Annotated in this window: 18 protein-coding genes and 1 riboswitch; of the genes, 7 read left to right on the top strand and 11 right to left on the bottom strand. The window is 71.1% G+C overall.

What is annotated here, in order from left to right; all coding sequences use genetic code 11:
- The first annotated feature begins 91 nt into the window (after positions 1 to 91).
- Positions 92 to 649: a tripartite tricarboxylate transporter TctB family protein gene (locus Q9R47_RS08790; RefSeq protein WP_311232825.1), complete on the top strand. Its 558-nt coding sequence runs from the start codon at positions 92 to 94 to the stop codon at positions 647 to 649.
- A gap of 2 nt (positions 650 to 651) precedes the next feature.
- Positions 652 to 2163, top strand: coding sequence for a tripartite tricarboxylate transporter permease (locus Q9R47_RS08785; protein WP_311232968.1), 1512 nt, complete (start codon positions 652 to 654; stop codon positions 2161 to 2163).
- A gap of 175 nt (positions 2164 to 2338) precedes the next feature.
- Here the strand turns inward: Q9R47_RS08785 and Q9R47_RS08780 are convergent, their stop codons facing one another.
- The 3 genes from Q9R47_RS08780 to Q9R47_RS08770 form a co-directional block, all read right to left on the bottom strand.
- Entirely contained in the window at positions 2339 to 3535 is a 1197-nt protein-coding gene (locus Q9R47_RS08780; RefSeq protein ID WP_311232824.1) for a PepSY domain-containing protein, read from the bottom strand.
- 46 nt (positions 3536 to 3581) lie between these two features.
- Positions 3582 to 5801: a TonB-dependent receptor gene (locus tag Q9R47_RS08775; RefSeq protein WP_311232823.1), complete on the bottom strand. Its 2220-nt coding sequence runs from the start codon at positions 5799 to 5801 to the stop codon at positions 3582 to 3584.
- A gap of 77 nt (positions 5802 to 5878) precedes the next feature.
- Complete coding sequence (locus Q9R47_RS08770) at positions 5879 to 6154, bottom strand: hypothetical protein (RefSeq protein WP_311232822.1); 276 nt, start codon at positions 6152 to 6154, stop codon at positions 5879 to 5881.
- 301 nt (positions 6155 to 6455) lie between these two features.
- Between Q9R47_RS08770 and Q9R47_RS08765 the strand changes: the two genes are divergently transcribed.
- Positions 6456 to 8585 (top strand): D-(-)-3-hydroxybutyrate oligomer hydrolase, encoded by a 2130-nt coding sequence (locus Q9R47_RS08765; protein WP_311232821.1) that lies wholly within the window; start codon positions 6456 to 6458, stop codon positions 8583 to 8585.
- A gap of 97 nt (positions 8586 to 8682) precedes the next feature.
- Entirely contained in the window at positions 8683 to 9087 is a 405-nt protein-coding gene (locus Q9R47_RS08760; protein ID WP_311232820.1) for a polyhydroxyalkanoate granule-associated phasin, read from the top strand.
- Positions 9088 to 9156: 69 nt separating this feature from the next.
- Here the strand turns inward: Q9R47_RS08760 and hemH are convergent, their stop codons facing one another.
- Positions 9157 to 10239: a ferrochelatase gene (hemH, locus tag Q9R47_RS08755; RefSeq protein WP_311232967.1), complete on the bottom strand. Its 1083-nt coding sequence runs from the start codon at positions 10237 to 10239 to the stop codon at positions 9157 to 9159.
- A 65-nt stretch (positions 10240 to 10304) separates the two neighbouring features.
- Between hemH and Q9R47_RS08750 the strand changes: the two genes are divergently transcribed.
- Positions 10305 to 10997: an HAD-IA family hydrolase gene (locus Q9R47_RS08750; protein WP_311232819.1), complete on the top strand. Its 693-nt coding sequence runs from the start codon at positions 10305 to 10307 to the stop codon at positions 10995 to 10997.
- Between the two features lie 55 nt (positions 10998 to 11052).
- Here Q9R47_RS08750 and Q9R47_RS08745 read toward each other — a convergent pair whose 3' ends face one another.
- From Q9R47_RS08745 to Q9R47_RS08735, 3 genes are all read right to left on the bottom strand, one after another.
- On the bottom strand, positions 11053 to 12435 hold the full coding sequence (locus Q9R47_RS08745) for a CoA transferase (RefSeq protein WP_311232818.1): 1383 nt from the start codon (positions 12433 to 12435) through the stop codon (positions 11053 to 11055).
- 72 nt (positions 12436 to 12507) lie between these two features.
- Positions 12508 to 13317 carry an alpha/beta hydrolase gene (locus Q9R47_RS08740; RefSeq protein ID WP_311232817.1) on the bottom strand — a complete coding sequence of 270 codons (810 nt, stop codon included), beginning with the start codon at positions 13315 to 13317 and terminating at the stop codon, positions 12508 to 12510.
- The gene (locus tag Q9R47_RS08735; RefSeq protein ID WP_311232816.1) at positions 13317 to 14657 is read right to left on the bottom strand and encodes an O-acetylhomoserine aminocarboxypropyltransferase; all 1341 of its coding nucleotides are present in this window, start codon (positions 14655 to 14657) and stop codon (positions 13317 to 13319) included. Before Q9R47_RS08735 ends, Q9R47_RS08740 begins: the two co-directional genes overlap by 1 nt.
- A 106-nt stretch (positions 14658 to 14763) precedes the next feature.
- On the opposite strand from Q9R47_RS08735, the gene Q9R47_RS08730 reads away from it, so the two are divergent.
- Together Q9R47_RS08730 and aroC are read left to right on the top strand one after the other, a co-directional pair.
- Positions 14764 to 15216: a CBS domain-containing protein gene (locus Q9R47_RS08730; protein WP_311232815.1), complete on the top strand. Its 453-nt coding sequence runs from the start codon at positions 14764 to 14766 to the stop codon at positions 15214 to 15216.
- Positions 15217 to 15463: 247 nt separating this feature from the next.
- Positions 15464 to 16561 (top strand): chorismate synthase, encoded by a 1098-nt coding sequence (gene aroC / locus Q9R47_RS08725; RefSeq protein WP_311232814.1) that lies wholly within the window; start codon positions 15464 to 15466, stop codon positions 16559 to 16561.
- Positions 16562 to 16585: 24 nt separating this feature from the next.
- Here the strand turns inward: aroC and Q9R47_RS08720 are convergent, their stop codons facing one another.
- From Q9R47_RS08720 to Q9R47_RS08705, 4 genes are all read right to left on the bottom strand, one after another.
- Complete coding sequence (locus Q9R47_RS08720) at positions 16586 to 18904, bottom strand: hypothetical protein (RefSeq protein ID WP_311232813.1); 2319 nt, start codon at positions 18902 to 18904, stop codon at positions 16586 to 16588.
- A gap of 61 nt (positions 18905 to 18965) precedes the next feature.
- Positions 18966 to 19415: a transcriptional regulator NrdR gene (gene nrdR, locus Q9R47_RS08715; protein WP_311232812.1), complete on the bottom strand. Its 450-nt coding sequence runs from the start codon at positions 19413 to 19415 to the stop codon at positions 18966 to 18968.
- Positions 19416 to 19449: 34 nt separating this feature from the next.
- On the bottom strand, positions 19450 to 20694 hold the full coding sequence (gene glyA, locus Q9R47_RS08710) for a serine hydroxymethyltransferase (protein WP_311232811.1): 1245 nt from the start codon (positions 20692 to 20694) through the stop codon (positions 19450 to 19452).
- A gap of 37 nt (positions 20695 to 20731) precedes the next feature.
- Positions 20732 to 20894: riboswitch (ZMP/ZTP riboswitch) on the bottom strand.
- A 109-nt stretch (positions 20895 to 21003) separates the two neighbouring features.
- Positions 21004 to 21885: a lytic transglycosylase domain-containing protein gene (locus tag Q9R47_RS08705; protein WP_311232810.1), complete on the bottom strand. Its 882-nt coding sequence runs from the start codon at positions 21883 to 21885 to the stop codon at positions 21004 to 21006.
- Positions 21886 to 22192: the final 307 nt, after the last annotated feature.

Here is a 22192-nt window from a genome sequence, read left to right as displayed (position 1 = left end):
GCGGCAGGGCCCCGAACAAGGGCCGGCCGCGCGGCAGGCCGGCGCGCGCCCGTGCGCCGCGCGGGGGGCCATTTACGAGGACACATCCATCATGACAGAGCCTCTCGCACCTTCCGCGGCGGATGCCGACGGCGCCGACGGCGCGGTTCCTTCCCGCCGCGCGCAGACCATCGTGGGCGGCGGCGTGCTGCTCGTGGCTGCGCTGCTCGCCGCCGGCGCACTGCAGATTCCCGGCGACGCCGGCTACGGCGGCGTGAGCCCGAACTTCCTGCCCTGGCTGGTCTCGGCGGTGCTGGCCGTGTGCGGCGGCTTCCTGCTGTGGGAAGTGTTCTCCGGCGGCTTCCGGTCGCTGGGCGCGCCCGGCGGCGCGGCCCGGGCCGACAAGCAGGCGTTCGTGTGGGTGTCGGCCGGGCTGCTGCTCAACGCCGCGCTGATCGGCACGGTGGGCTTCATCCTGAGCTGCACGCTGTGCTACCTGCTGGCCGTGCAGGGCCTGCGCCGCGCGGCCGGGCAGCCCGCCGCGGGCACCGCCCGCACCTGGGCCGTGGACCTGTTCACGGGCTTGGCGATCTCCGCGCCGGTGTTCTGGGCCTTCACGCAATTCCTGGCGATCAACCTGCCGGGGCTCACGCAAACGGGGTGGCTGTGATGATGGATATTTTCAACGCCCTGCTGCAGGGCTTCGCGACGGCGGCCACGCCCGCCAACCTGCTCTGGGCCCTGGTGGGCTGCGCGCTCGGCACCGCCGTGGGCGTGCTGCCCGGCATCGGGCCCGCGGTGGCGGTGGCCATGCTGCTGCCGATCACCGCCAAGGTGGAGGTGACGGCCTCCATGATCTTCTTCGCCGGCATCTACTACGGCGCCATGTACGGCGGATCGACCACCTCGATCCTGCTGAACACGCCCGGTGAAACGGCGAGCATGGTCACGGCGATGGAGGGCAACAAGATGGCCAAGAGCGGGCGCGCGGGCGCGGCGCTCGCCACCGCGGCCATCGGCTCGTTCGTCGCCGGCACCATCGCCACGATCGTGGTGACGCTGTTCGCGCCCTCCGTGGCCGAACTCGCCGTCAAGCTCGGGCCGCCCGAATACTTCATGCTGATGGTGCTGGCCTTCACCACGGTGAGCGCCGTGCTGGGGCAGAGCACCGTGCGCGGCCTCACCGCGCTGTTCCTGGGCCTGGCCCTGGGCTGCGTGGGCATGGACCAGATTTCCGGTGCCGCGCGCTACACGCTGGGCCAGCCTGAGCTGCTGGACGGCATCGACATCGTGCTCGTGGCCGTGGGCCTGTTCGCGGTGGCCGAGGTGCTGTACGCCGCGATGTACGAGGGCCGCATCGTCGACACGCAGAACCGCATGGGCCGCGTGCACATGACGGCGCGCGACTGGAAGCGCTCGGTGCCCGCCTGGCTGCGCGGCACGCTGCTGGGCACGCCGTTCGGCTGCATTCCCGCCGGCGGCACCGAGATCCCCACCTTCCTGAGCTATGCGACGGAGAAGAAGCTCGCCAAGGGCGCGGACCGCGAGGAGTTCGGCACGAAGGGCGCCATCGAAGGCGTGGCCGGCCCCGAGGCCGCCAACAACGCTACCGTGACGGCCGCGCTGATCCCGCTGCTCACGCTGGGCATTCCCACCTCCAACACCACGGCGGTGCTGCTGGGCGCGTTCCAGAACTACGGCATCAACCCCGGCCCGCAGCTGTTCACGAGTTCCGCCGCGCTGGTCTGGGCGCTGATCGCCTCGCTCTACATCGGCAACGTGATGCTGCTGGTGCTCAACCTGCCGATGGTGGGCCTGTGGGTGAAGCTGCTCAAGATCCCGAAGCCGCAGCTCTATGCCGGCATCCTGATCTTCGCCACGGTGGGGGCCTACGGCATGCGCCAGAGCGCGTTCGACCTGTTCCTGCTCTACGGCATCGGCCTCTTGGGCGTGATGATGCGGCGCTTCGACTTCCCCACGGCCCCCGTGGTGGTCGGCATGATCCTCGGGCCGCTGGCCGAGGCGCAGATGCGCAACGCGATCTCGATCGGCGAGGGCAGCTGGTCGGTGTTCGTGACGCGGCCGATGTCCCTCGCGCTGATCGTGATCGTGGTGCTGGTGCTGGTGCTGCCGCGCCTGCTGCGCGGCTGGGCCGCACGGCGGTTGCAAGTGGCGACCCCCTGAGGCGCTTCGCGCCTTCCCCCTTCTCTCACGCTGCGCGTGGCAAGGGGGACGCCGCCAGCGCGGCGGGGCGGCCCTTGCGCGGCGGCCGCTGGCCTGGCCTGCTCCGCGGCCTTCGGACGGGTGGCGCCGGAGGTGGCCAACGCACTCCAGGCGAGGTATGCGTTGTGACTGGTGTTCAGGGCCTGGCGGTACGCGCCGCGGATGGTTCCAGCGGGGCGCCTTCGGGCGCCCCGTTGCGCTGGCGGCGGGAGGCCGCTTCCTTCTCTTTCTGCGTGGCGGTGGAGCCCTTCTTCAGCCACAGATACAGTCCGCTGCCCAGCACGATGATGGTGGCGATATCGAGCAGCGCCCAGAGGATCTGCATCGGCATGCCCGCGTAGTCGCCGAAATGCAGCGGCTGCGAGATGAGCAGGGCGGTGAGGTACCACGGCAGTTCCGGCGCGGCCGTGACCTGCGCGGTGCGCGCATCCACCAGCACGGGCTGGTAGAGCTTGGAGGTGAGCGGCTCGCTGCCGTGCAGGAAGAAGGTATTGTGGTGCGGGCTGGAGAACGCCGTGCCCGGGAAGGCGATGAACGACAGGCGCGTGCCCGGTGCGCGCTCCAGTGCGGCGTCGAGCGATTTCTGCAGCGATCCGCGCTCGGCCTGCGGGGTGATGGGCTGGCCGGCATAGGGCGCGAGCAGCGCGGAGAGCTGGTCGTGCTGCCAGTACTTGATGACCAGGTCCGCCCAGGTATTGATCATGCCGGTGCCGCCCACCACGAAGGCCCAGACCAGCGTGACGATGCCCAGCAGGTTGTGCAGGTCCAGCCATTTCACGCGCGTCGAGCGCTGCTCGCGCACCGTGCCGAAATCCAGCTTGCGCATGAACGGCGCATACAGCACCACGCCCGAGACGATCGCCACCAGCAGCAGCAGGCCCATGAACCCGAGGAACAGCTTGCCCGCCAGGCCCGCGAACAGGTCCACGTGCAGCTTGAACATCACATACATGAAGCCTTCGTCGAACCGCGGCTGCGCGAGGATGGCGCCGGTGCGGGCATCCACCGCCACCGAGCGGAAATCGGTGGTGGGGTCGGGCGTGTGGGTGAGCGTGACGTACCAGACGTTCGGATCGTCCTCGCCCTGCGAGGCGAACTGCACGATCCGGTCCGGGTGCTGCGCGCGCGCCACGTCCAGCACCTGGTCGAGGCTGGCGCGCGGCGTGTCCTTCGGCATGGCGGGTGCCTCGATCTCGGTGCCCAGCAGGTGCCCGATCTCGTGGTGGAAGATCAGCGGCAGCCCCGTGAGGCACAGCAGCAGCATGAACACCGTGCATACGAGGCTGCTCCACTTGTGCAGCCAGGACCAGGTCTTGAGGGCTTTGGGCGTCATGTCGTTTTCCTGTCGAGAACGGGGGCGGGCCGGGCGGGCGGGGCGGTCAGAAGTCCACGCTCGCGCTCAGCGTGAAGGTGCGCGGCGCGCCCACCACGAGGTAGCCCGAGCCGGGGTAGCCGCCGGACGAGGCCCAGTAGTTGCGGTCGGCCACGTTGTCCACGCGGGCGCGCAGCGTCACGAGGCGGCCGCTCCATTCGGTGGTGTAGCGCACACCCAGGTCCAGGCGCGTCCAGCCGGGCACGCGCAGGGTGTTGGCACCGTCCGCGTAGCTCGCGCCGGTGTAGAGCGCGCGGGTGTCCAGCGCCAGGCCGGGCACGCCGGGCACGTCCCACTCCACGCCGGCATTGGCCTGCACGCGCGGCACGCCGATCACGCGCTTGCCGTCGAACGCGGCGCTGCCCGTGGTGCGCTGCCTGGCGTCCAGCCAGGTCACGCCGCCCAGCAGCCGCAGGCCGCGCACGGCCTCGCCCTGCACGTCCAGCTCGACGCCCTGGTGGCGGTCCTTGCCGGCCGCGCTGAAGACGTTGTCGGCATTCACGTAGGCCCGGGGCTTGGTGGTGCTGAACAGCGCCAGCGAGCCGCGCAGGCGGCCGCCGTCGTACTTCACACCCACCTCCTTCTGCTTGGCGACGTAGGGAGCGAGCTGCTGCCCGCTGTTGACGACCGGCGCCCCGTTGGCCGTGGTCGGCGCGGTCTGGCCCTGGCTCAGGCTCTCGATGTAGTTGCCGTACAGCGACCACTGGGGCGCCACCTTGAACACCAGCCCGGCCATGGGGCTGTTGCGGCTCTGCTCGTAGTGGCCCAGCGGGGCCGACGTGCCATAGGCGAAGTCGGACACTTCCAGGCGCTGGTGGCGCAGCCCCAGGGTCAGCAGGGCGGTGTCGTCCAGGAACGAGAGCGTGTCGCCGAGCGCATAGCTCATGAGGCGTGTACGGCCCGTGAGGTTGGGGCTGGCCAGGGTGCCGCCGTAGAGCGTCGCCGCGCTGAACGCGGGCTGCGCGATCGGGCGGTACTGGTAGAGGTTGGAGGCGATGGTGTTGCGCCAGTCCATCGCGTAGGCGCCGTCCTTCTCGGCCTCGAAGTACGACAGCGCGGTCACCCACTCGTGGCCGACGGCGCCGGTGCGCAGCTTGCCGCGCAGGCCCAGCTCGCCGGTGTCCACGCGGTCCTTGCGGGTGTTGTCAAAGCGGTAGGTGCTGGCCGCGCCCGTGGCGGCATCGTTCACCGTCAGGTTGGCGAGCGAGTTCGCTTCCTTGCCGCGGCGCATGCCCCAGGCCCCCCAGGCCGTGACCCCGGGCGAGAGATCGACCTCGCCGCGGAAGGTGCCGAACACGTCGCGTTCGTTGGAATACGACCAGGGCTGCGAGAAGTTGGAGGAGGCATCCGGCGCGGCGGGCACGGCCGTGGCGCCGGAGAGCGAGACGTTCGGGCGCGAACCCTTCAGGCGGTTGTCCTGCCAGCCGATGTCGGCCGACAGGCGCACGTCGCGGCTGCGCCAGTCCAGGCCCAGGGCGGCGAGGCCGAGGCGGCTCTTTTCATGGTCCACCGCCGTGTCGCCGTCGTGGTAGGCGGCGTTGAAGCGGATGCCGGTGCTGTTGTCCGGCCCGAAGCGCCGGCCGATGTCCACCGCCGTCTCCACGCGGCCGCCGGAGCCGGTGCCCACCGTCACGCGCGACAGCGGCTCGTTGGGCGCCCGCTTGGGCAGCAGGTTGACCGCACCGCCGATGCCGCCGCCCGACGGCGTGGCGCCGGTGAGGAAGGTGGAGGCGCCGCGCATCACCTCGACGCGCTCGAACAGCTCGGTGGCGATGTACTGGCGCGGCAGCAGGCTGTAGAGGCCGTTGTAGGCGGTGTCGTCCGATCCGAGGACGAAGCCGCGGATGAAGTACGCCTCCTGGAAGTTGCCGAAGCCGCGCGCCAGGCGCACGCCGGAGTCGTTCAGCAGCACCTCGCCCACGCTCTTGGCCTGCTTGTCCTGGATCAGCTCGTTCGTGTAGCTGGTGATGCTGAACGGGGTCTCCATGGAGTCCTTCGTGCCCAGGATGCCGGCGCGTCCGCCGCGCGCCACCTGGCCGCCGGGATAGGCCGGGGAGAGGCCCTGCGCGGAGGCGTCGGCGCTGGCGCCCACCGTCACCGTGGGCAGGGCGGGCGTCTCCGCACCGGGGGCGGGCGGCGCGGAGGGAACGGACTGGGCCGCGGCCTGCGCGCCCAGCAGGGCGAGGGCGAGCGAAGCGGCGGCGGCGACGGGATGGGGGCGGAACATGGCGAGGCCTGGAAAAAGGAAGGAGAGAGCCGGAGGAAGGAGGGGAATGGAAAAAAGGGGGCGTGCGGGGAGCGCGGTCAGCCGCGACGGCGCAGCAGGCCGAACCACGCCATGACGGCCACCGGCACGCCCAGCGCGATCCATGACCAGACATCGCCCCAGCCCTCGGACACCAGGGCGCTCACGAGCCCGGTGGCGGTGAGCACACCGAGCGCGATGGGCCAGCCCCAGAGACGGCCGGGCCGCTCAGTCTCTCCGGATGCCTGGAGGACGGGCTCGGCGGCGAACTCGCCCTCGGCGGGCGAAGAGGCGGCGGACTGCGGCGCAGTGCCGGAAGCGGAGGAGGCGGACATGGGCGATCGGAAGGATGGGGTGGGCGGGGCCGGAACGGTGAGAAGACCGGCGGCACGGTCGCGACAGCGCGCCCCGGGGACGCTGCCGTCCGCCGGGGCTCCCCACCAGGGCACTGTGCTCGCGATCCCTCCATTCTAAAAGATATTGCGAATGGTTCGCATTGAATTTCATGGAATGCGCCCAAAGCGCGCGCCCGCCCGGCGGCGCGCGGTGCTGGCGCGGGCGTCCGCGCCGTGGTTGAATGCGCCCTGCAGGCGGCCCCCGAGAACCGCCCCGAACGATCCCGAGGAAAGAACAACCATGCATCCCCTGAAAACCGCCCCCCTGCTGATCGCCGCCCTGGCTGCCTCGTCCTGCGGAGGCGGGGGCAGCGGTGCCTCGGTCGATTACGACTTCAACGCCCGCCCGGGCTACCTCGGCAACGTCAGCCAGGCGACCTACGACGGCGTGGGCGACGACCTGCTGACCGGCGGCCTGGGCCGCTCGGGCCTGCAGGACGATTCCGCGCCGGGCTACGAGGGTGCCCAGCCCACGGCCGACGAACTGCGCCGCAACGCCATCTACGTCAACTACCGCGCGCTGGTGGACACCACGAGCGAGGGCGGCTACGGCACGCTCTACGGCCCGAACGTGGACGTGCAGGGCCGTCCCACCCAGGGCGAGGGCAAGGTGGCGGGCCTGGAGGCGATCGCCTATGCGGACGACGGCACCGGGCGCCGCAACGTCACCCTGATGGTGCAGGTGCCGGACGGCTTCGACCGCACGCGCCCCTGCATCGTGACCGCGACCTCGTCCGGATCGCGCGGCATCTATGGCGGCATCCCCACCGGCGAATGGGGCCTCAAGCGCGGCTGCGCGGTGGCCTACACCGACAAGGGCACGGGCACGTCCCCGCACGACCTGCAGAACGACACCGTGGCGCTGATCGACGGCACCCGCACCACGGCCTCGCTCGCGGGCACGCGCGCCGCCTTCAACGCGGGCCTGTCCGCGGCCGATCTCGCGGCCTTCAATGCCGCCACGCCGCAGCGCCTGGCGTTCAAGCATGCGCATTCCGGGCAGAACCCCGAAAAGGACTGGGGCCGGTCCACGCTGCAGGCGGTGGAGTTCGCGTTCTACATCCTCAACGAGCGCTTCGGCGACCGCTCCCCGGGCGGCCAGCCGCTGCGCACCTTCCAGCCCGCCAACACCACGGTGATCGCCTCCAGCCTGTCGAACGGCGGCGGCGCGGCGATCGCGGCGGCCGAGCAGGACACGCAGGGCCTGATCGACGGCGTGGCCGTCTCCGAGCCCTCGGTCCAGCTGCCGGCGGATGCCGGCGTCACCGTGCGCCGCGGCGGACGCGCCGTGGCCGTGAACGCCCGGCCGCTGATCGACTACACCACGCAGGCGCACCTCTACCAGTCGTGCGCGGCGCTCGCGCCCTCGGTCGCGTCCACCCCGTTCGCCGCGGCCTTCGCCATCCGCTTCGCGGACCCGGCCTTCCCGGTGGCCGCCAACCGCTGCGCCGGCCTGAAGGCCCAGGGCCTGCTCACGGCCACCACCACGTCCGCCCAGGCCGAAGAAGCCCTGGCGCGCCTCGCCGCCTACGGCTGGGAGCCCGAATCGGCGGCGCTGCACGCCTCGCTCGCCGCCTTCGAGGTGGCCCCGTCCATCGCCGTCACCTACGCCAATGCGCTGTCGCGCGCGAGCGTGAAGGACCGTCTGTGCGGCTACAGCTTCGCGACCACCTCCGCCATCGGCGCGGTGCAGCCCACGCCCGCCGCGGTGACGGCCACCCTGTTCGCCACCGGCAACGGCATTCCCCCGACGGCCGGCGTGCAGCTCGTCAACGACCGCAGCCGCGGCGTGCCGGTGCGCGATCTGTTCTCCTTCAACGCCGCCGGCACCCCCACCTGGAACCTGGAGGGCGCGCTCTGCCTGCGCAGCCTCGTGACGGGCACCGACGCGGCCGCCCAGCGCCTGCAGGCCGGCCTGGACGAAACCCGCCGCAGCGGCAACCTGCAGGGCAAGCCGGCCATCATCGTGCACGGCCGCGACGATGCGCTGATCCCGGTCAACCACACCTCGCGCCCCTACGCCGCGCTGAACCGGCGCGTGGAAGGCCCGGCCAGCCGCCTGAGCTACATCGAGGTGACGAACGCCCAGCATTTCGATGCGTTCATCGGCCTGCCCGCCACGCTGCCGGGCTACGACAGCCGCTACATCCCCCTGCACCTGTACCTCAACCGCGCGCTGGACGCCATGTACGCGCACCTCGTGAACGGCCAGCCCCTGCCGGGCAGCCAGGTGGTGCGCACCGTGCCGCGCGGCGGCACGCCGGGCAGCGCGCCCGCGATCACGGCCGCCAACGTGCCGCCCATCGCGGCGACGCCCGCCGCCGCCGATGCGATCACCATCACCAGCGGGGCGATCGCCGTGCCGGACTGAGCGCCCGCGCCAAGCCCTCGCAGGGCGCGCGGTTGTTCGCCACCCGGGCCGCTGCCGGTGGGTCTAGAGTGGGGGACCACCACCGAGAGGAATGCCCATGTCCGGTCCGTCGTCCCGCCGCAACCGATCCCTGGCACGCCAGGGCACCGCACTCGCCATGGCCGTGCCGCCGGTCGTCGCGCACCGCGTCGCCCGCATGGCGCTGGCGGGGCCCTCGCCCTCGCAGCGCGACCGGCGCGAATTCGGCCGCATGGTCGCCGAGAAGCAGTGGGCCTTCTTCCAGTCCTGGGCCGCCATGGGCCTGCAGGCCTTCACCGCCCAGCAGGCCCTGGCCGCCAGCATGGCGCGGCTCTGGTGGACGCCCTGGACGGCGGCCACCGGCCCGGCGCTCGCCCGGCAGTGGCAGGACGCCGCGGCCGGCGTGCTCGGCAAGGGCCTGGCGCCCGTGCACCGCGCCGCCGTGGCGAACGCGCGCCGGCTAGCGCGCACGCCGCTGGCCTGAGCCCGCGCCGCTGCCGCCAGGTGCCACCGGCAGGCGCTGCGAGGCGCCACCCCCCCCGGGGCGGGAATCTCAGCGCGAGGAAGAGGGCGCTGGCGTGTCCGCAGCCGTACCCGTCTCCCAGCCCGCCAGATGCTGCTGCGCGATCCGGCTGAGGGCCGTGATCCAGGCGGTGTCCGCATTCAGGCAGGAGATGTAGCGGAACTCCTGGCCGCCCGCATGCAGGAAGGCTTCGCGCGCTTCCTGGTTGATTTCCTCCAGCGTTTCCAGGCAATCGCTGGTGAAGCCGGGGCACATCACGTCCACGCTGCGCGTGCCGCCCTTCGCCATCTCGATCAGCGTCGGCTCGGTGTAGGGCTCCAGCCACTTGGCCTTGCCGAAGCGCGACTGGAAGGTCACCCGGTAGCGCTCGGGCGCCAGGCCCAGCGCCTGCGCCAGCAGCGCCGCCGTCGCCAGGCACTCCTGCTGGTACGGATCGCCCAGGCGCACGGCGCGCTCCGGGATGCCGTGGAAGCTCATCACCAGCTGCTCGGCCGGGCCGCCCTCGCGCTGCCAGTGCGCGCGCACGCTCTGCGCCAGCGCACCGATGTAGTCCGGATGGTCGTGGTAGCTGTTCACGAAGCGCAGCTCCGGCAGGCGGCGCGTGCGCAGTGCGTAGGCGCACACGTCGTCCGACACGCTCGCGGTGGTGGTTCCCGAATACTGCGGATAGAGCGGCAGCACCAGCACCCGGTCCACCCCCTCGGCCTGCAGCGCCTTGAGCTGCGCGGCGATGGCTGGCTGGCCGTAGCGCATGGCGTGGCGCACCTGCACACGCAGCCCCGCCTCTCCCAGCCAGCCGCGCAGCAGCGTGGCCTGCCGCTCCGTCCACACGGCCAGGGGGGAGCCTTCCGCCATCCAGATGCTGGCGTACTTGGCCGCGGATTTCGCCGGCCGGATGCGCAGGATGATCCCGTGCAGGATCGGCAGCCAGGCCACGCGCGGAATCTCCACGATGCGCGGATCGGCGAGAAACTGCCCGAGGTAGCGCCGCAGCGCGGGCGCGGTGGGGGCCTCGGGCGTGCCCAGGTTGCACAGCAGGATGGCGGTGCGGGGCACGGTGCGGTCGGACGGGGAGCGGGCGGCGGGTGCCGCGGCGGCGGTGACGGCGGTCATGGAGGGCATGGCGTCGGAGGTTTCCTGGATGGGCGGGAACAGCGGTTGCGCTATTCTCGGCCACCATGCTCGATACCGCCCGCATCCGTGCGATGACCCTTGATCTCGACGATACGCTCTGGCCGGTCTGGCCCGCCATCCGGCGCGCCGAACAGGTGCTGCGCGACTGGCTGAAGGACCGCGCTCCGGCCACCGCGGCCCTGCTGGCCGACGCCGAGACGGCCGCCGTGATCCGCGCCGAGGTGGTGCAGGCCCATGCGCACCTTGCGCACGATCTCAGCGCCATGCGCCGCGAGAGCATCCGGGCCGCGCTGCGCCGCACGGGCGAGGACGAATCGCTCACCGATGCCGCCTTCGACCTGTTCTTCGCCGAGCGCCAGCGCGTGGAACTGTACGACGATGCCATCGCCGCCCTCGAATTCCTGGCCGTGCGCCATCCGCTGATGGCGCTCTCCAACGGCAACGCCGACCTCGGGCTGATCGGCCTCGGCCACTACTTCCAGGGCAGCGTGACGGCACGCGGGTTCGGCGTGGCCAAGCCCGATCCGCGGATCTTCCACGAGGCCGCGCAGCGGCTCGGCGTGCCGCCCGAAGCCGTGCTGCACGTGGGCGACGATGCCACGCTCGACGCGCATGGCGCGCTGCAGGCCGGCATGCAGGCGGTGTGGATCAACCGCAGCGGCATCGCCTGGCCGCACGAGGGGCCGGAGCCCGTGGTGGTGGAAGACCTCACGGGGCTGTGCCGCCTGCTGGCCTGATGCGGCCGGAGGCCCCGCCCGGCGCAGCGGCCGGCCGCGCCGGGCGCCGTGCGGGTCACCACTGCGCCGGCGCGCTGCCCGGCGGCTCTGATCGCCGGTCGTAGCGCATGGGCGTGCGCTCCAGCCGTGCGCTCGGCTTCACGGCGTCGAGCGGGCCGAATCCCGACGCCGACCGCTCCACATAGGGTGCCAGCGGGGGGCGGGCGGCCTGCAGGCCCTCGGGAACACGGCCCATCCCGCGAAGCCAGTGCCCCGTCTGCGCGAGCGACACCTGCACATGCCAGCTGCCGCCATCGCGCTGCTGGCGCCACAGGGCCGCTGCCGCACCGAAGGCCATGAGCCAGCCGGTGGCCTGGTCGAGGATCTGCATCGGCAACGCGCGCGGCGTGCCGTTGCCTGCCGCCTCGCCCTCGGCATGGTTGAAGCCCATGGCCGTCTGCACCAGCGAATCGAAGCCCCGGCGATCGGCCCAAGGCCCTTGCGTGCCGTAGGCGGTGAGCAACACGCAGACGATGCCCGGCCGCCGCTGCGCCAGGGCCTCGGGCGAGAAGCCGCGTGCCGCGAGCCCGCCGGGCCGGTAGCCCTGGGAGAACACGTGGGCGCCGTCCACCAGCCGCCGCAGGGTGTCCTGGCCGCCATCGGTGCGCAGGTCCACCAGCGCGGAGCGCTTGCCCCGGCTCGTGTCCGCGATCGCGTCGATGTTGGGCAGGTGCGGGCCGTTGACCAGCATCACGTCCGCTCCCAGCCCCGCCAGCGCCCGGCCGGCGACCGGGCCGGCCAGCACGCGCGTCAGGTCGAGCGCGCGCACGCCCGACAGCGGCCGCTGCGATCCGTCCAGTGCCGGGAGGGGCAGGGGTGGCGCATCGCCGATGCGTTCGATGGCCATCAGCGGCTGGGCCGCGATCGCCTGGCCCTGGGCCGTGGCGTCCCATTGCGCGAACGTGCGCAGCGCGGTCGCGACGAGCCCGCGCTCCGCGGCGGCGGTCTCGAAATCGATCGCGCGCCAGCCGGCCATCGCCCGCTCGGCATCCTCGCGCGTGGCGGTCTCGGGCGGCAGGCCCAGCAGGCGCAGCGCGCCATCGCGGTGGTGCCGGAAGTTGGCGTGCACCCGCACGTGGCCGTCCGCGCAGCGGTAGAGGCCGGAGAACGCGTCCCAGGCCTCCGGCGTGGCGCCGTCCAGCGCGAACCAGCCGGAGCACTCCGCCGCCGCATGCTCCGCAGGCACGGATACGCGCTGGCGCGCCGTGCCGCGGGCGTGGCCCAGCTCGCACGCCGCGAGCGCCGCGGCCGCGATGGCGGACTGCCCCGCCGCGGCCACCGCGAACGACGACGGGAACACGGGATCGGCGCCGGGCAGGTCGAGCCATTCCAGCGCCTGCCCGGGCATTCCGGCGAGGCGCCACAGGGACGCGACGGATTCGAGGGACGGTGTGGGCATGTCGTTCCAGTCGGAGGGGTGCCGCGTGGGGCAGGGAGCGGGATGGCCGGCCGCGGGGGCGGCCGTCCGGGGTCAGGCGCCGAGGAACCGCCGCAGCGCGGCCAGCGTTTCTTCGGGCGCTTCGGTCATCTGGTGGTGGCCCACGGGCAGCATCTCCACGCGCACGTCCTGGCCTGCCACACGCGCCGCCGCGATCAGGCCCTGGGCCGCTCGGGGCTGCGTCATCTGGTCCTGCGTGCCGAGCGCGAACAGCACCGGGCAGGCGAGGGCGGCCACGGCGGCTTCCGCGCCCGCATAGCGGTCGCAGGCCACGAAGCCGCGGTGGAACACGTTCACGTGCGGATTGCTGCGCAGCACGCGGCGCCCGAGCGCCATGCCCGCGCCGAACACCCAGACCCCCGCGCCGGAGGGTGAGGTGAGGCTGCTGCGGGAGAACACGTTCACCATCCGCAGCGCCTTCTCGGGCTCGTTCAGCGCGGCCTCGATGAGCGCGGGCGACACCTTCATCGGATAGGCCGTGCCCACCAGCGCCAGATGCGTCGCAGCGGGGCCGAGCCGCGCGGCCGCCTCCAGCGCGATCAGCGATCCCCAGCTGTGGCCGACGAGCGCGGCGCGCTCCACGCCCAGCGCGCGCAGCAGCGCCACCACGAAGTCCGCGGCCTCTTCGACGCTCTGCGGCGCATCGCCCGCGCTGCGTCCATGGCCGGGCAGGTCCACCGCCAGCACGTTCCAGCCGTGGTGCGCGAGGTGCCGGCTCTGGAAGCCCCACACGCTGTGGTCGTTGAGCACCCCGTGCACCATCACCGCCGTGGGCTTGGCGGGGTCGAAGGGCTTGCCGCCCGTGTAGCAGTAGGCCGCGTGGCCGTTGACGGTCACCTGCATCACGCACCCGCCTTTCCGCCGCCGGCCTGGCCGCCTGCGCTGGCGCCCACCTTCTCCGCGGCCCTGAGCGCGCGCTTCAGGTCGTCGATGAGATCGTCCGCATCCTCCAGCCCGATCGACAGGCGGATCGTGCCCTGCGAGATGCCGGCCTGCGCCAGCGCCCCGTCGTCCATCCGGAAATGGGTGGTGCTGGCCGGGTGGATCACCAGGCTGCGGCAGTCGCCCACGTTGGCCAGGTGGCTGAACACCTGGAGCGATTCGATGAAGGCGCGGCCCTGGGCGCGGTCGCCCTTCAGGTCGAAGCTGAACACCGAGCCGGCGCCGCGCGGCAGCAGGCGCTGCGCGAGCGCATGGCTGGGGTGCGATGCCAGCATCGGATGGCCGACGCGCGAGACGAACGGATGGCTCGCCAGGAACTCCACCACGCGCCCGGTGTTGCGCACGTGGCGCTCCATGCGCAACGGCAGCGTCTCGATGCCCTGCAGGATCAGCCAGGCCGTGTGCGGGCTCATGCAGGCGCCGAAATCGCGGAGCCCCTCGCGGCGCGCGCGCAGCAGGAAGGCGCCCACGGTGGATTCCTCGGAAAACACCATGCCGTGGAAGCCCGCGTAGGGCGCGCACAGCTCCGGAAAGCGCCCGGAGGCTTCCCAGTCGAAGCTGCCGCCATCGACCAGCACGCCGCCGATCACCGTGCCGTGGCCCGAAAGGAACTTGGTGGCCGAGTGGTAGACCAGGTCGGCGCCATGCTCCAGCGGGCGGATCAGCCAGGGCGAGGTGAGGGTGGAGTCCACCAGCAGCGGCACGCCCGCGTCGTGTGCGATGTCGGCCACCGCGGGAATGTCGAGCACGTCCAGGCCCGGGTTGCCCACGGTTTCGCCGAAGCACAACCGCGTCTCGGGCCGGATCGCGGCGCGCCAGCCGTCCAGGTCGCCCGGGCGCACGAAGGTGGTCTCGATGCCGAAGCGCCGCAGCGTGTAGTGCAGCAGGTTCTGCGAGCCGCCGTAGAGCGCGGTGCTCGCCACGATGTGCCCGCCGGCCCCCATCAGCGTGCTTACGGCCAGGTGCAGCGCCGCCTGGCCGCTCGCGACCGCGATCGCGCCCACGCCGCCCTCGAGCGCGGCCACGCGCTGCTCCAGCACCGCGTTGGTGGGGTTGCTGATGCGGCTGTAGACGTGGCCGGGCCGCTCGAGGTTGAAGAGCGACGCGGCGTGGTCGCTCGATTCGAAGACGAACGAGGTCGTCAGGTGGATGGGCACGGCGCGCGCGCCGGTGGCCGGGTCGGGCTCGGCGCCCGCATGCAGCGCCAGCGTGTCGAAGCCGGGATCGGAGTAGCCGGGCATTCGTTGTCTCCTGTGTGTGATCGCAGCGCAACATTGTGGGCTATATTGCGCAGGAAACACCGATCGGCCCGCCTCCGCGGCGCGGCGCCCCCCTGGAGATCCTCCCATGAAAGTCAGCGACATCCTCCGCGTCAAAGGCAACACGCTCTTCACCGTCACCGCCGACGAGCCCCTGGCGAAAGCCGTCGAGATCATGGCGGAGAAGGACATCGGGTCGCTGGTGGTGATGGACCATGGCGACCTGGTGGGCATGCTCACCTTCCGCGAAGTCATCCAGGCCGTGGTGAAGAACGGCGGCACCGTGGGCACCATGCTCGTGCGCACGGCCATGGACGATGCGCCGCTCACCTGCACGCTCGAAACCGAAATGGACGAGGTGCGCCGCATGATGCTCAACCGCCATGCGCGCTACATGCCGGTCATGGACAAGAAGATGCTCATGGGAGTTGTGAGCTTCTACGACGTGGCCAAGGCCGTCGTGGACAGCCAGAACTTCGAGAACAAGATGCTGAAGGCCTACATCCGCGACTGGCCTGAAGAAAAAGAAGCTACCCCCTGAGGCGCTGCGCGCCTTCCCCCTTCTCTCGCTGCGCTGCGCGCATCGGGAAGGGGGACGACCCCAGCGGCCCGGCGAAGCCGGTTCCGCGGGGTCTGCTGGCGTGGCCTGCTCCGCGGCCATCCGACGGGTGAAGGCGCGGTTGTTTAAGGGCCGCGCTTGATGGCTGGTATTTGGGCTGACTGCCTGGTTCAATGACCTGGGTCGGAATGGCCCGGCCCGGCGGATGGCTCTGGGATAATCCGGCGCCATGAGCGGCAACACACTCGGCACCATCTTCGCAGTCACCAATTTCGGTGAATCCCACGGCCCGGCCATCGGCTGCGTGATCGACGGCTGCCCGCCGGGCATGGAGCTGTCGGAGGCCGACATCCAGGCCGACCTGGACCGCCGCCGGCCTGGCACGAGCCGCCACGTCACCCAGCGCGCCGAGCCCGATGCGGTGGAGATCCTCTCCGGCATCTATGAAGGCCGCACCACGGGCACGCCCATCGCCCTGCTGATCCGCAACACCGACCAGCGCAGCAAGGATTACTCGAACATCGCCCAGAGCTTCCGTCCGGGCCATGCCGACTACACCTACTGGCACAAGTACGGCATCCGCGATCCGCGCGGCGGCGGCCGCTCGTCGGCCCGGCTGACGGCGCCCACCGTGGCGGCCGGCGCCGTCGCCAAGAAGTGGCTGGCGGAAAAATACGGCACGCGGTTCCGCGCCTGCATGACGCAGATCGGCGAGGTGGAGATCCCGTTCGAGAGCTGGGACCACGTGCCCCACAACCCCTTCTTCGCCCCGGTGGCCGACGTCTCGGCGCTGGAGAACTACATGGACGCGCTGCGCAAGGCCGGCGATTCGTGCGGCGCCCGCATCCGCGTGCAGGCCACGGGCGTGCCGGTGGGCCTGGGCGAGCCGCTCTACGACAAGCTCGACGCCGACATCGCCCATGCGCTCATGGGCCTCAATGCGGTGAAGGCGGTGGAGATCGGCGCGGGCTTCGCCAGCGTGGTCCAGCGCGGCACCACGCACGGCGATTCCCTCACGCCCGAGGGCTTCGCCAGCAACAATGCCGGCGGCATCCTGGGCGGCATCAGCAGCGGGCAGGACATCGAGGCCGTGATCGCCATCAAGCCCACCAGCTCCATCATCAGCCCGCGCCAGTCCATCGACATCCACGGCCAGAGCACCGAGGTCATCACCAAGGGCCGCCACGACCCGTGCGTGGGCATCCGCGCCGCGCCGATCGCCGAGGCGCTGCTCGCGATCGTGCTGATGGACCACGCATTGCGGCACCGCGCGCAGTGCGGCGACGTGGTGCAGGCCGTGCCGCCGATCCAGGCCTCGTTCCTGTAAGGCCGCGACGGGCCGGCCCTGCGGTCAGGGGGTGGCGGAAGCGGCCACCGCCGCGCCGCTCGCCGCCGGCACGGGCGATGCCGCGTTCGTGGATGGCGTGGCTTGCTGCGGCGAAGACGCCGGCCGCGCGGGGGCCGTTGCGGGCACCGTGCGTTGCGCCGGGGCGCTCACCGCCGCTGCGGCCTGTTCGAGCCACCCCATCTTCCAGGCCAGCGCGCAGAACAGCACCACCGCCACCACCACGAGCGCCGCGGCCCAGGCGGGCTTGCGCGATTCCGGGAACGGGTCGTCCATCAGGCGCCGCGCGCCCGGCGGCACGTGCGCGGTCTGCGACAGCGATCCGCCCAGGCGCGTGTTGATGCGCATGCGGCCGTTGATCGCCCAGCCGCTCGCGTCGAGGATCGGCCCCAGGCTGCGCTGGCGCAGCTTGAGCCAGGCGATCAGCATGCTCGGTCCGGAAATCGCCAGCACGATGCCCAGCAGGGCGATCGGGATCCAGGCGCCCAGGTCCACGAACTTCGCGAAGATGCCCACGGCCACCGCGCTCAGGCTGCCGAGGGCCACGCCGATCGCCGCCACCGTGCCCACGTCCACGCGGCGCTGGCCGTCGGCCGCCGGCGTCGTGGCATTCACCAGCGTTTTGGCCGGCGCGGTGGCGAGGTTGCCGGCCGTCGCGCCCAGCGATTTCTCGACGCGGGAATCGCTCGCTGCCGCGCGCTTGGCCACCTGCTCCTCGATCATGCGCAGGAATTTCTTATAGGGCGAGAAGAACGCCTGGGCGATGCTTGTGGGGTTTTCGATGATCTTGGTGATCGTCGCGTCCCAGTCGAGGCCCTCGCGGTCGTAGAACACGCCGTTGCGGCCCACGAAGAGGAAATCCACGTCGCCTGCCGTGAACGCGGCGACGATCCCCATCTTCTGCCCCTTGCGGGTGCAGTCGCAGTAGGCGAGGTAGGTCTTCGCGAGGCCCGCCAGCTTGGCATGCCGGCCCGCGTCCGGCACCTGCACGGCGAGGTCGCAGCTGCGCGCGTCGAGGTACAGCGTGCCGGCCTGGAAGATCGCTCCCTCGCGCTGGTAGAACGCCGAGAACGACACGAAGTTGTTCAGCAGCTTCAGCAGGTCGCGCTTGAAGCGCAGCAGTTTCTCCAGCGCGAACGTGTGGCCGTTGTGCGCCTTCTCGGCTTCGTCCTGCGCGATCAGGTCCATCACCCGCTCGCGCACGCCGCTGCCGTGCAACTGGCGGATGGTCCCGGCGTCCAGCGTGTCCAGGCGCGTGGCCGGGCGGGCGGACAGCTGCTTGAGGCACGGCTGCAGCGCTGCGAGCACCCGTTTCCAATCGGCCTCCGACAGGCTTTCCGCATCGGTGCCCAGCAGCGGCTGCAGCACTTTTTCGCGCAGCGCTTCGACGGCAGCCGTCCATGCCGGGTTGATGCCGCGCACCAGTGGCAGGTCGCCGTCCTGCGTGAACGGTGCCAGGGGCAGGGAGGCCACCGCATCCGAGTCCGGCGACAGCTCCTGGCGCGCGAGCGCTGCGTAGTCGTCGTCCGAGGGGTGCATGGCGGAACGCACCCGCGGATCGTAGGCCGCGAGCCGCGCGCGCGTGAAGAAGTCGTCCACCTTGTGGCGCACCGCCTGCACGGCCTGGGCCGCCTGCAGCGTGCGGTCGCCCAGCGGCAGGCCTTCCGGGTGCGCCTGCACGCCGTCGGCCCAGTGCTGCAGCGCCTCCACCTCCTTGAAGAACGCTTCCGCGGTCTTGCGGTCCACGCCCGCGGGCTGGTCGGCCACGGCGGGCACGCTGCCCTGCGTGGCCATGATGCGCTCCAGTGCCTCGCGCGCCTCGTCGTCGTCCCCGGCGGTGGCGGGCGACACTACGCCGTCGCCGTTGAAGCGCTGCGCATTCAACTGCTCGCTGCGCGCGATCACGTCGGCCAGGGCGATCGTCGTCTCGCCCTCGCGGTCCGCGAAGCCCAGGATGCGGCGGGCCTGCGCCGCCAGCGCCGCGCCGTCTTCGGTGGTTTCGTCAAGCGCGTCGATCGCCAGCGCATCGGCGGGCCGGGCGAGTTCGTCCGGGTCGCGCAACCGCGCGCAGGCCCATGCGCAGGCGGCGATCAGCTCCGGCGGGCGGATGCGGCCGTCGCCGTCGGTGTCGATCAGGTCGAGCGTGCGGTGGTCGAACTCCACGCCGCGCGTGGGGCAGGCCAGCGCCACCCAGAGCTTCTGGTCCAGTTCGGCTAGGTGCGCGATGTCGGCGCCCGTGCGGATGGCCACCTGGTCGACCCCGCCGGCGCGGAAGAATTGCCACGCATGCGCGGAGGCGGAAGAACGGTTCGCGGGAGGCTGCATGGGCGTGGAATGAGCGGTAGGCAAGGGGAGGGCGCCGCCGGCACCGGGGAGAGGGGACAGGCTACTTGCGCACTTCGTCCACCAGTGCGCGGAATTCGTCGATGTCCTCGAAGCTGCGGTACACGCTCGCGAAGCGGATGTAGGCCACCTTGTCGAGCTTCTTGAGTTCGCGCATCACCAGCTCGCCGATGCGGCTGGAGAGCACTTCGCGCTGTCCGAGGTTGAGCAGCTTTTCCTCGATGCGCTCGATGGCGCTGTCGATCTGGGTGGTGCTCACCGGCCGCTTGCGCAGCGCGATGCTGAACGAGCCGATGAGCTTGCTGCGGTCGTATTCGATGCGCCGGCCGTCCTTCTTCACCACGTTGGGGAAGCTGACTTCCGGGCGCTCATAGGTCGTGAAGCGCTTGTCGCAGGCCCCGCACTGCCGGCGCCGCCGCACGAAGTCCCCGTCCTCGGCCACGCGCGTTTCGACGACCTGCGTGTCGGGGTGGCTGCAGAACGGGCACTTCATCGTGGCGGCGGGCGGTCTCGGGGCTGCGTGGCGGTCAGCGGTAGACCGGGAAGCGGCTCGTGAGCGCGTGCACCTTCTCGCGCACGGCGGCCAGGTTGGCTTCGTCGTTCGGGTTCTCCAGCACGTCGGCCAGCAGGTTCGCGGTGATGCGCGTCTCTTCTTCCTTGAAGCCGCGCGTCGTGATCGCGGGCGTGCCCACGCGGATGCCGCTGGTCACCATCGGCTTTTCCGGGTCGTTCGGGATCGAGTTCTTGTTGATGGTGATGTGTGCCTGGCCCAGGGCCGCTTCGGCCGCCTTGCCGGTGATGCCCTTGGCGCGCAGGTCCACCAGCATGACGTGGCTTTCCGTGCGGCCGCTGATGATGCGCAGGCCGCGTTCGATCAGCGTCTCGGCGAACACCTTGGCGTTCTTCGCGACCTGCTCCTGGTAGGCCTTGAACTCGGGCGTGAGCGCTTCCTTGAAGGCCACGGCCTTGGCGGCGATCACGTGCTCGAGGGGGCCGCCCTGCAGGCCCGGGAAGATGGCGGAGTTGATCGCCTTCTCGTGCTCGGCCTTCATCAGGATGATGCCGCCACGCGGGCCGCGCAGGCTCTTGTGGGTGGTGGACGTCACCACGTCGGCATGCGGCACCGGGTTGGGGTACACGCCCGCCACCACGAGGCCGGCGTAGTGGGCGATGTCCACCCACAGGATCGCGCCGATTTCCTTGGCGATCTTCGCGAAGCGCTCGAAATCGATGCGCAGGCTGTAGGCGGAGGCACCGGCGATGATCAGCTTGGGCTTGTGCTCGCGGGCCTTGGCTTCCAGCGCGTCGTAGTCGATCTCTTCCTTCTCGTTCAGGCCGTAGGAGACGATGTTGAACCACTTGCCGCTCATGTTGAGGGGCATGCCGTGCGTGAGGTGGCCGCCTTCGGCCAGGCTCATGCCGAGGATGGTGTCGCCGGGCTTCAGGAAGGCGAGCAGCACGGCCTGGTTGGCCTGCGAGCCGGAGTTGGGCTGCACGTTGGCGGCCTCGGCACCGAAGAGCTGCTTCACGCGGTCGATGGCGAGCTGCTCGACCACGTCGACGTTCTCGCAGCCGCCGTAGTAGCGCTTGCCGGGATAGCCTTCGGCGTACTTGTTGGTGAGCTGCGAACCCTGGGCGGCCATGACGGCGGGCGAGGCGTAGTTCTCGCTCGCGATCAGTTCGATGTGCTGTTCCTGGCGGACGTTCTCGGCCTGGATGGCGGCCCACACTTCGGGATCGGTTTGCTCGACGAGGATGTTGCGTTGGTACATGGCGTGGCAGTCCTGTGAATGGTGTCCCTTGGAAAACAAGGGCTGCCCAGGCGAACGGCGGAACACAGCGGGCCCTGCAGCCCGTGCGGCACGCTTCCCAGTGGTTCGCAGGACGGAAAAGGGCCTGCCGGATTCCACGTCAGCGGCGGCGCCCGCCCGTGCGGGATGCGCCGCGCCTATCGCCAGTCGCGTACCCCTCGAGTGTACCGGACGGCAGGGGGGGGCGGCATGGCATGCAGGCCCGCCTGCCCGAGGAGCAGTCCGCGCTGCGCACCATGCGCTGCGCGGCGGTCCGGCCCGGGCGGCGGATCAGGTCGCGGGCGAGAGCAGGGCCACCTTGTCCTCCGCGGCGGTGGGCGCTGCATCGGCGGTGCCGGAGGCCTTGGCGGGCACGGTCTGGGCGGGGGCCTGGGTCGAGAGCATCGGGGGGGCCGCAGGCGCCGCGGGAGCGGGCGGCGGCGTGAAGATGGGCACGTTGCGGCCGTTGGCCACCTGGCGCAGGCGCATGTGCTCGGCCATCACCTTGATCGCGTAGCCGCCGTCGTCGGCCAGGTTGGCCGCGCCCACGTAGTAGCGCAGCCCGCCTTCGATCGAGCCGGCGCGTGCGATGCATTCCTGCAGCACGCGCACGCCGACGCGCAGGTTGCTCACCGGATCGAACGCGGCGAGATGTCCGCCGAAGTGGTCGTACTTGTCGGTGTGTACCCGGGTCATGACCTGCATCAGGCCCTGGGCGCCCACCGCGCTCTGCGCGAAGGGGTTGAAGCTCGACTCCACGGCCATGATCGCCAGGATCAGCGTGGGGTCGAGCTTCGTGCGGCCGCCGATCTCGTAGGCCTCGGCCACCAGCGCGGCCAGCGGCTCGGGGGCGACGCGGTATTTCTTGCTGAGCCAGAAGGCCACGGACGCCTGCTCCTTCGGCAGATCCTTCGGGTTCGTGGCCGTGGCGCGTTCGCTGGCCTCGGGCTCCAGGGGCATGCCCACTGTCGCCACCTGGCGCGCCTGCAGCCAGCTGCGCAGCTCTTCCTCGCCGGCCTGCCGGAGGTCCGGCCGTGCGGTCAGCGTGATCGCGCCGAACGCGACCGCCAGACCGACGAGCGCGAAGCCGCTGTGGGTGATTTCGAGGAAACCGTCGATCACATCGGATGCGAAGGTCTGTACCCCGCCGATCACCGTTCCTGACGCCGTCATAGCTCTTCCTTTCTGAGTCGAGGCCTGTTGCGGAGGTCCCTGCGGGGCCCTCCGTGCCAGGCATCTCGCCTGGATGGGTTCGCCATCAAGATCCCCACAGGACATCTCCGCAGCAGGGCGGAGTGGGGGACCCGGTGCGCCGGATTCGGCAGCGATGGTGAGCGTGTTCAGCCTCGGGTTTTGAAGCTGGCGGATTCTAGGAGGCCGCCAAATGCCAGGTCAACACTAAGGAGGCTATTCGTTAGATCAATTTATTCTAAAAAATATGGATGCAAACACAGTTTTGGGGGTTTTTACGAACCTTGTA

This window comes from Acidovorax sp. PRC11, from assembly GCF_031844105.1.
In the GTDB taxonomy this organism is placed as follows: domain Bacteria; phylum Pseudomonadota; class Gammaproteobacteria; order Burkholderiales; family Burkholderiaceae_C; genus Paracidovorax.
Note: the sequence above shows the minus strand (reverse complement) of the source record. Positions and strands in the feature narration are given on the sequence as shown.

Bases quoted from the DNA above. Each gene is read 5' to 3' on its own strand.
- Q9R47_RS08790 (WP_311232825.1), top strand. From the start codon at position 92: ATGACAGAGCCTCTCGCACCTTCCGCGGCGGATGCCGACGGCGCCGAC.
- Q9R47_RS08785 (WP_311232968.1), top strand. From the start codon at position 652: ATGGATATTTTCAACGCCCTGCTGCAGGGCTTCGCGACGGCGGCCACG.
- Q9R47_RS08780 (WP_311232824.1), bottom strand. From the start codon at position 3,535: ATGACGCCCAAAGCCCTCAAGACCTGGTCCTGGCTGCACAAGTGGAGC.
- Q9R47_RS08775 (WP_311232823.1), bottom strand. From the start codon at position 5,801: ATGTTCCGCCCCCATCCCGTCGCCGCCGCCGCTTCGCTCGCCCTCGCC.
- Q9R47_RS08770 (WP_311232822.1), bottom strand. From the start codon at position 6,154: ATGTCCGCCTCCTCCGCTTCCGGCACTGCGCCGCAGTCCGCCGCCTCT.
- Q9R47_RS08765 (WP_311232821.1), top strand. From the start codon at position 6,456: ATGCATCCCCTGAAAACCGCCCCCCTGCTGATCGCCGCCCTGGCTGCC.
- Q9R47_RS08760 (WP_311232820.1), top strand. From the start codon at position 8,683: ATGTCCGGTCCGTCGTCCCGCCGCAACCGATCCCTGGCACGCCAGGGC.
- hemH (WP_311232967.1), bottom strand. From the start codon at position 10,239: ATGACCGCCGTCACCGCCGCCGCGGCACCCGCCGCCCGCTCCCCGTCC.
- Q9R47_RS08750 (WP_311232819.1), top strand. From the start codon at position 10,305: ATGCTCGATACCGCCCGCATCCGTGCGATGACCCTTGATCTCGACGAT.
- Q9R47_RS08745 (WP_311232818.1), bottom strand. From the start codon at position 12,435: ATGCCCACACCGTCCCTCGAATCCGTCGCGTCCCTGTGGCGCCTCGCC.
- Q9R47_RS08740 (WP_311232817.1), bottom strand. From the start codon at position 13,317: ATGCAGGTGACCGTCAACGGCCACGCGGCCTACTGCTACACGGGCGGC.
- Q9R47_RS08735 (WP_311232816.1), bottom strand. From the start codon at position 14,657: ATGCCCGGCTACTCCGATCCCGGCTTCGACACGCTGGCGCTGCATGCG.
- Q9R47_RS08730 (WP_311232815.1), top strand. From the start codon at position 14,764: ATGAAAGTCAGCGACATCCTCCGCGTCAAAGGCAACACGCTCTTCACC.
- aroC (WP_311232814.1), top strand. From the start codon at position 15,464: ATGAGCGGCAACACACTCGGCACCATCTTCGCAGTCACCAATTTCGGT.
- Q9R47_RS08720 (WP_311232813.1), bottom strand. From the start codon at position 18,904: ATGCAGCCTCCCGCGAACCGTTCTTCCGCCTCCGCGCATGCGTGGCAA.
- nrdR (WP_311232812.1), bottom strand. From the start codon at position 19,415: ATGAAGTGCCCGTTCTGCAGCCACCCCGACACGCAGGTCGTCGAAACG.
- glyA (WP_311232811.1), bottom strand. From the start codon at position 20,694: ATGTACCAACGCAACATCCTCGTCGAGCAAACCGATCCCGAAGTGTGG.
- Q9R47_RS08705 (WP_311232810.1), bottom strand. From the start codon at position 21,885: ATGACGGCGTCAGGAACGGTGATCGGCGGGGTACAGACCTTCGCATCC.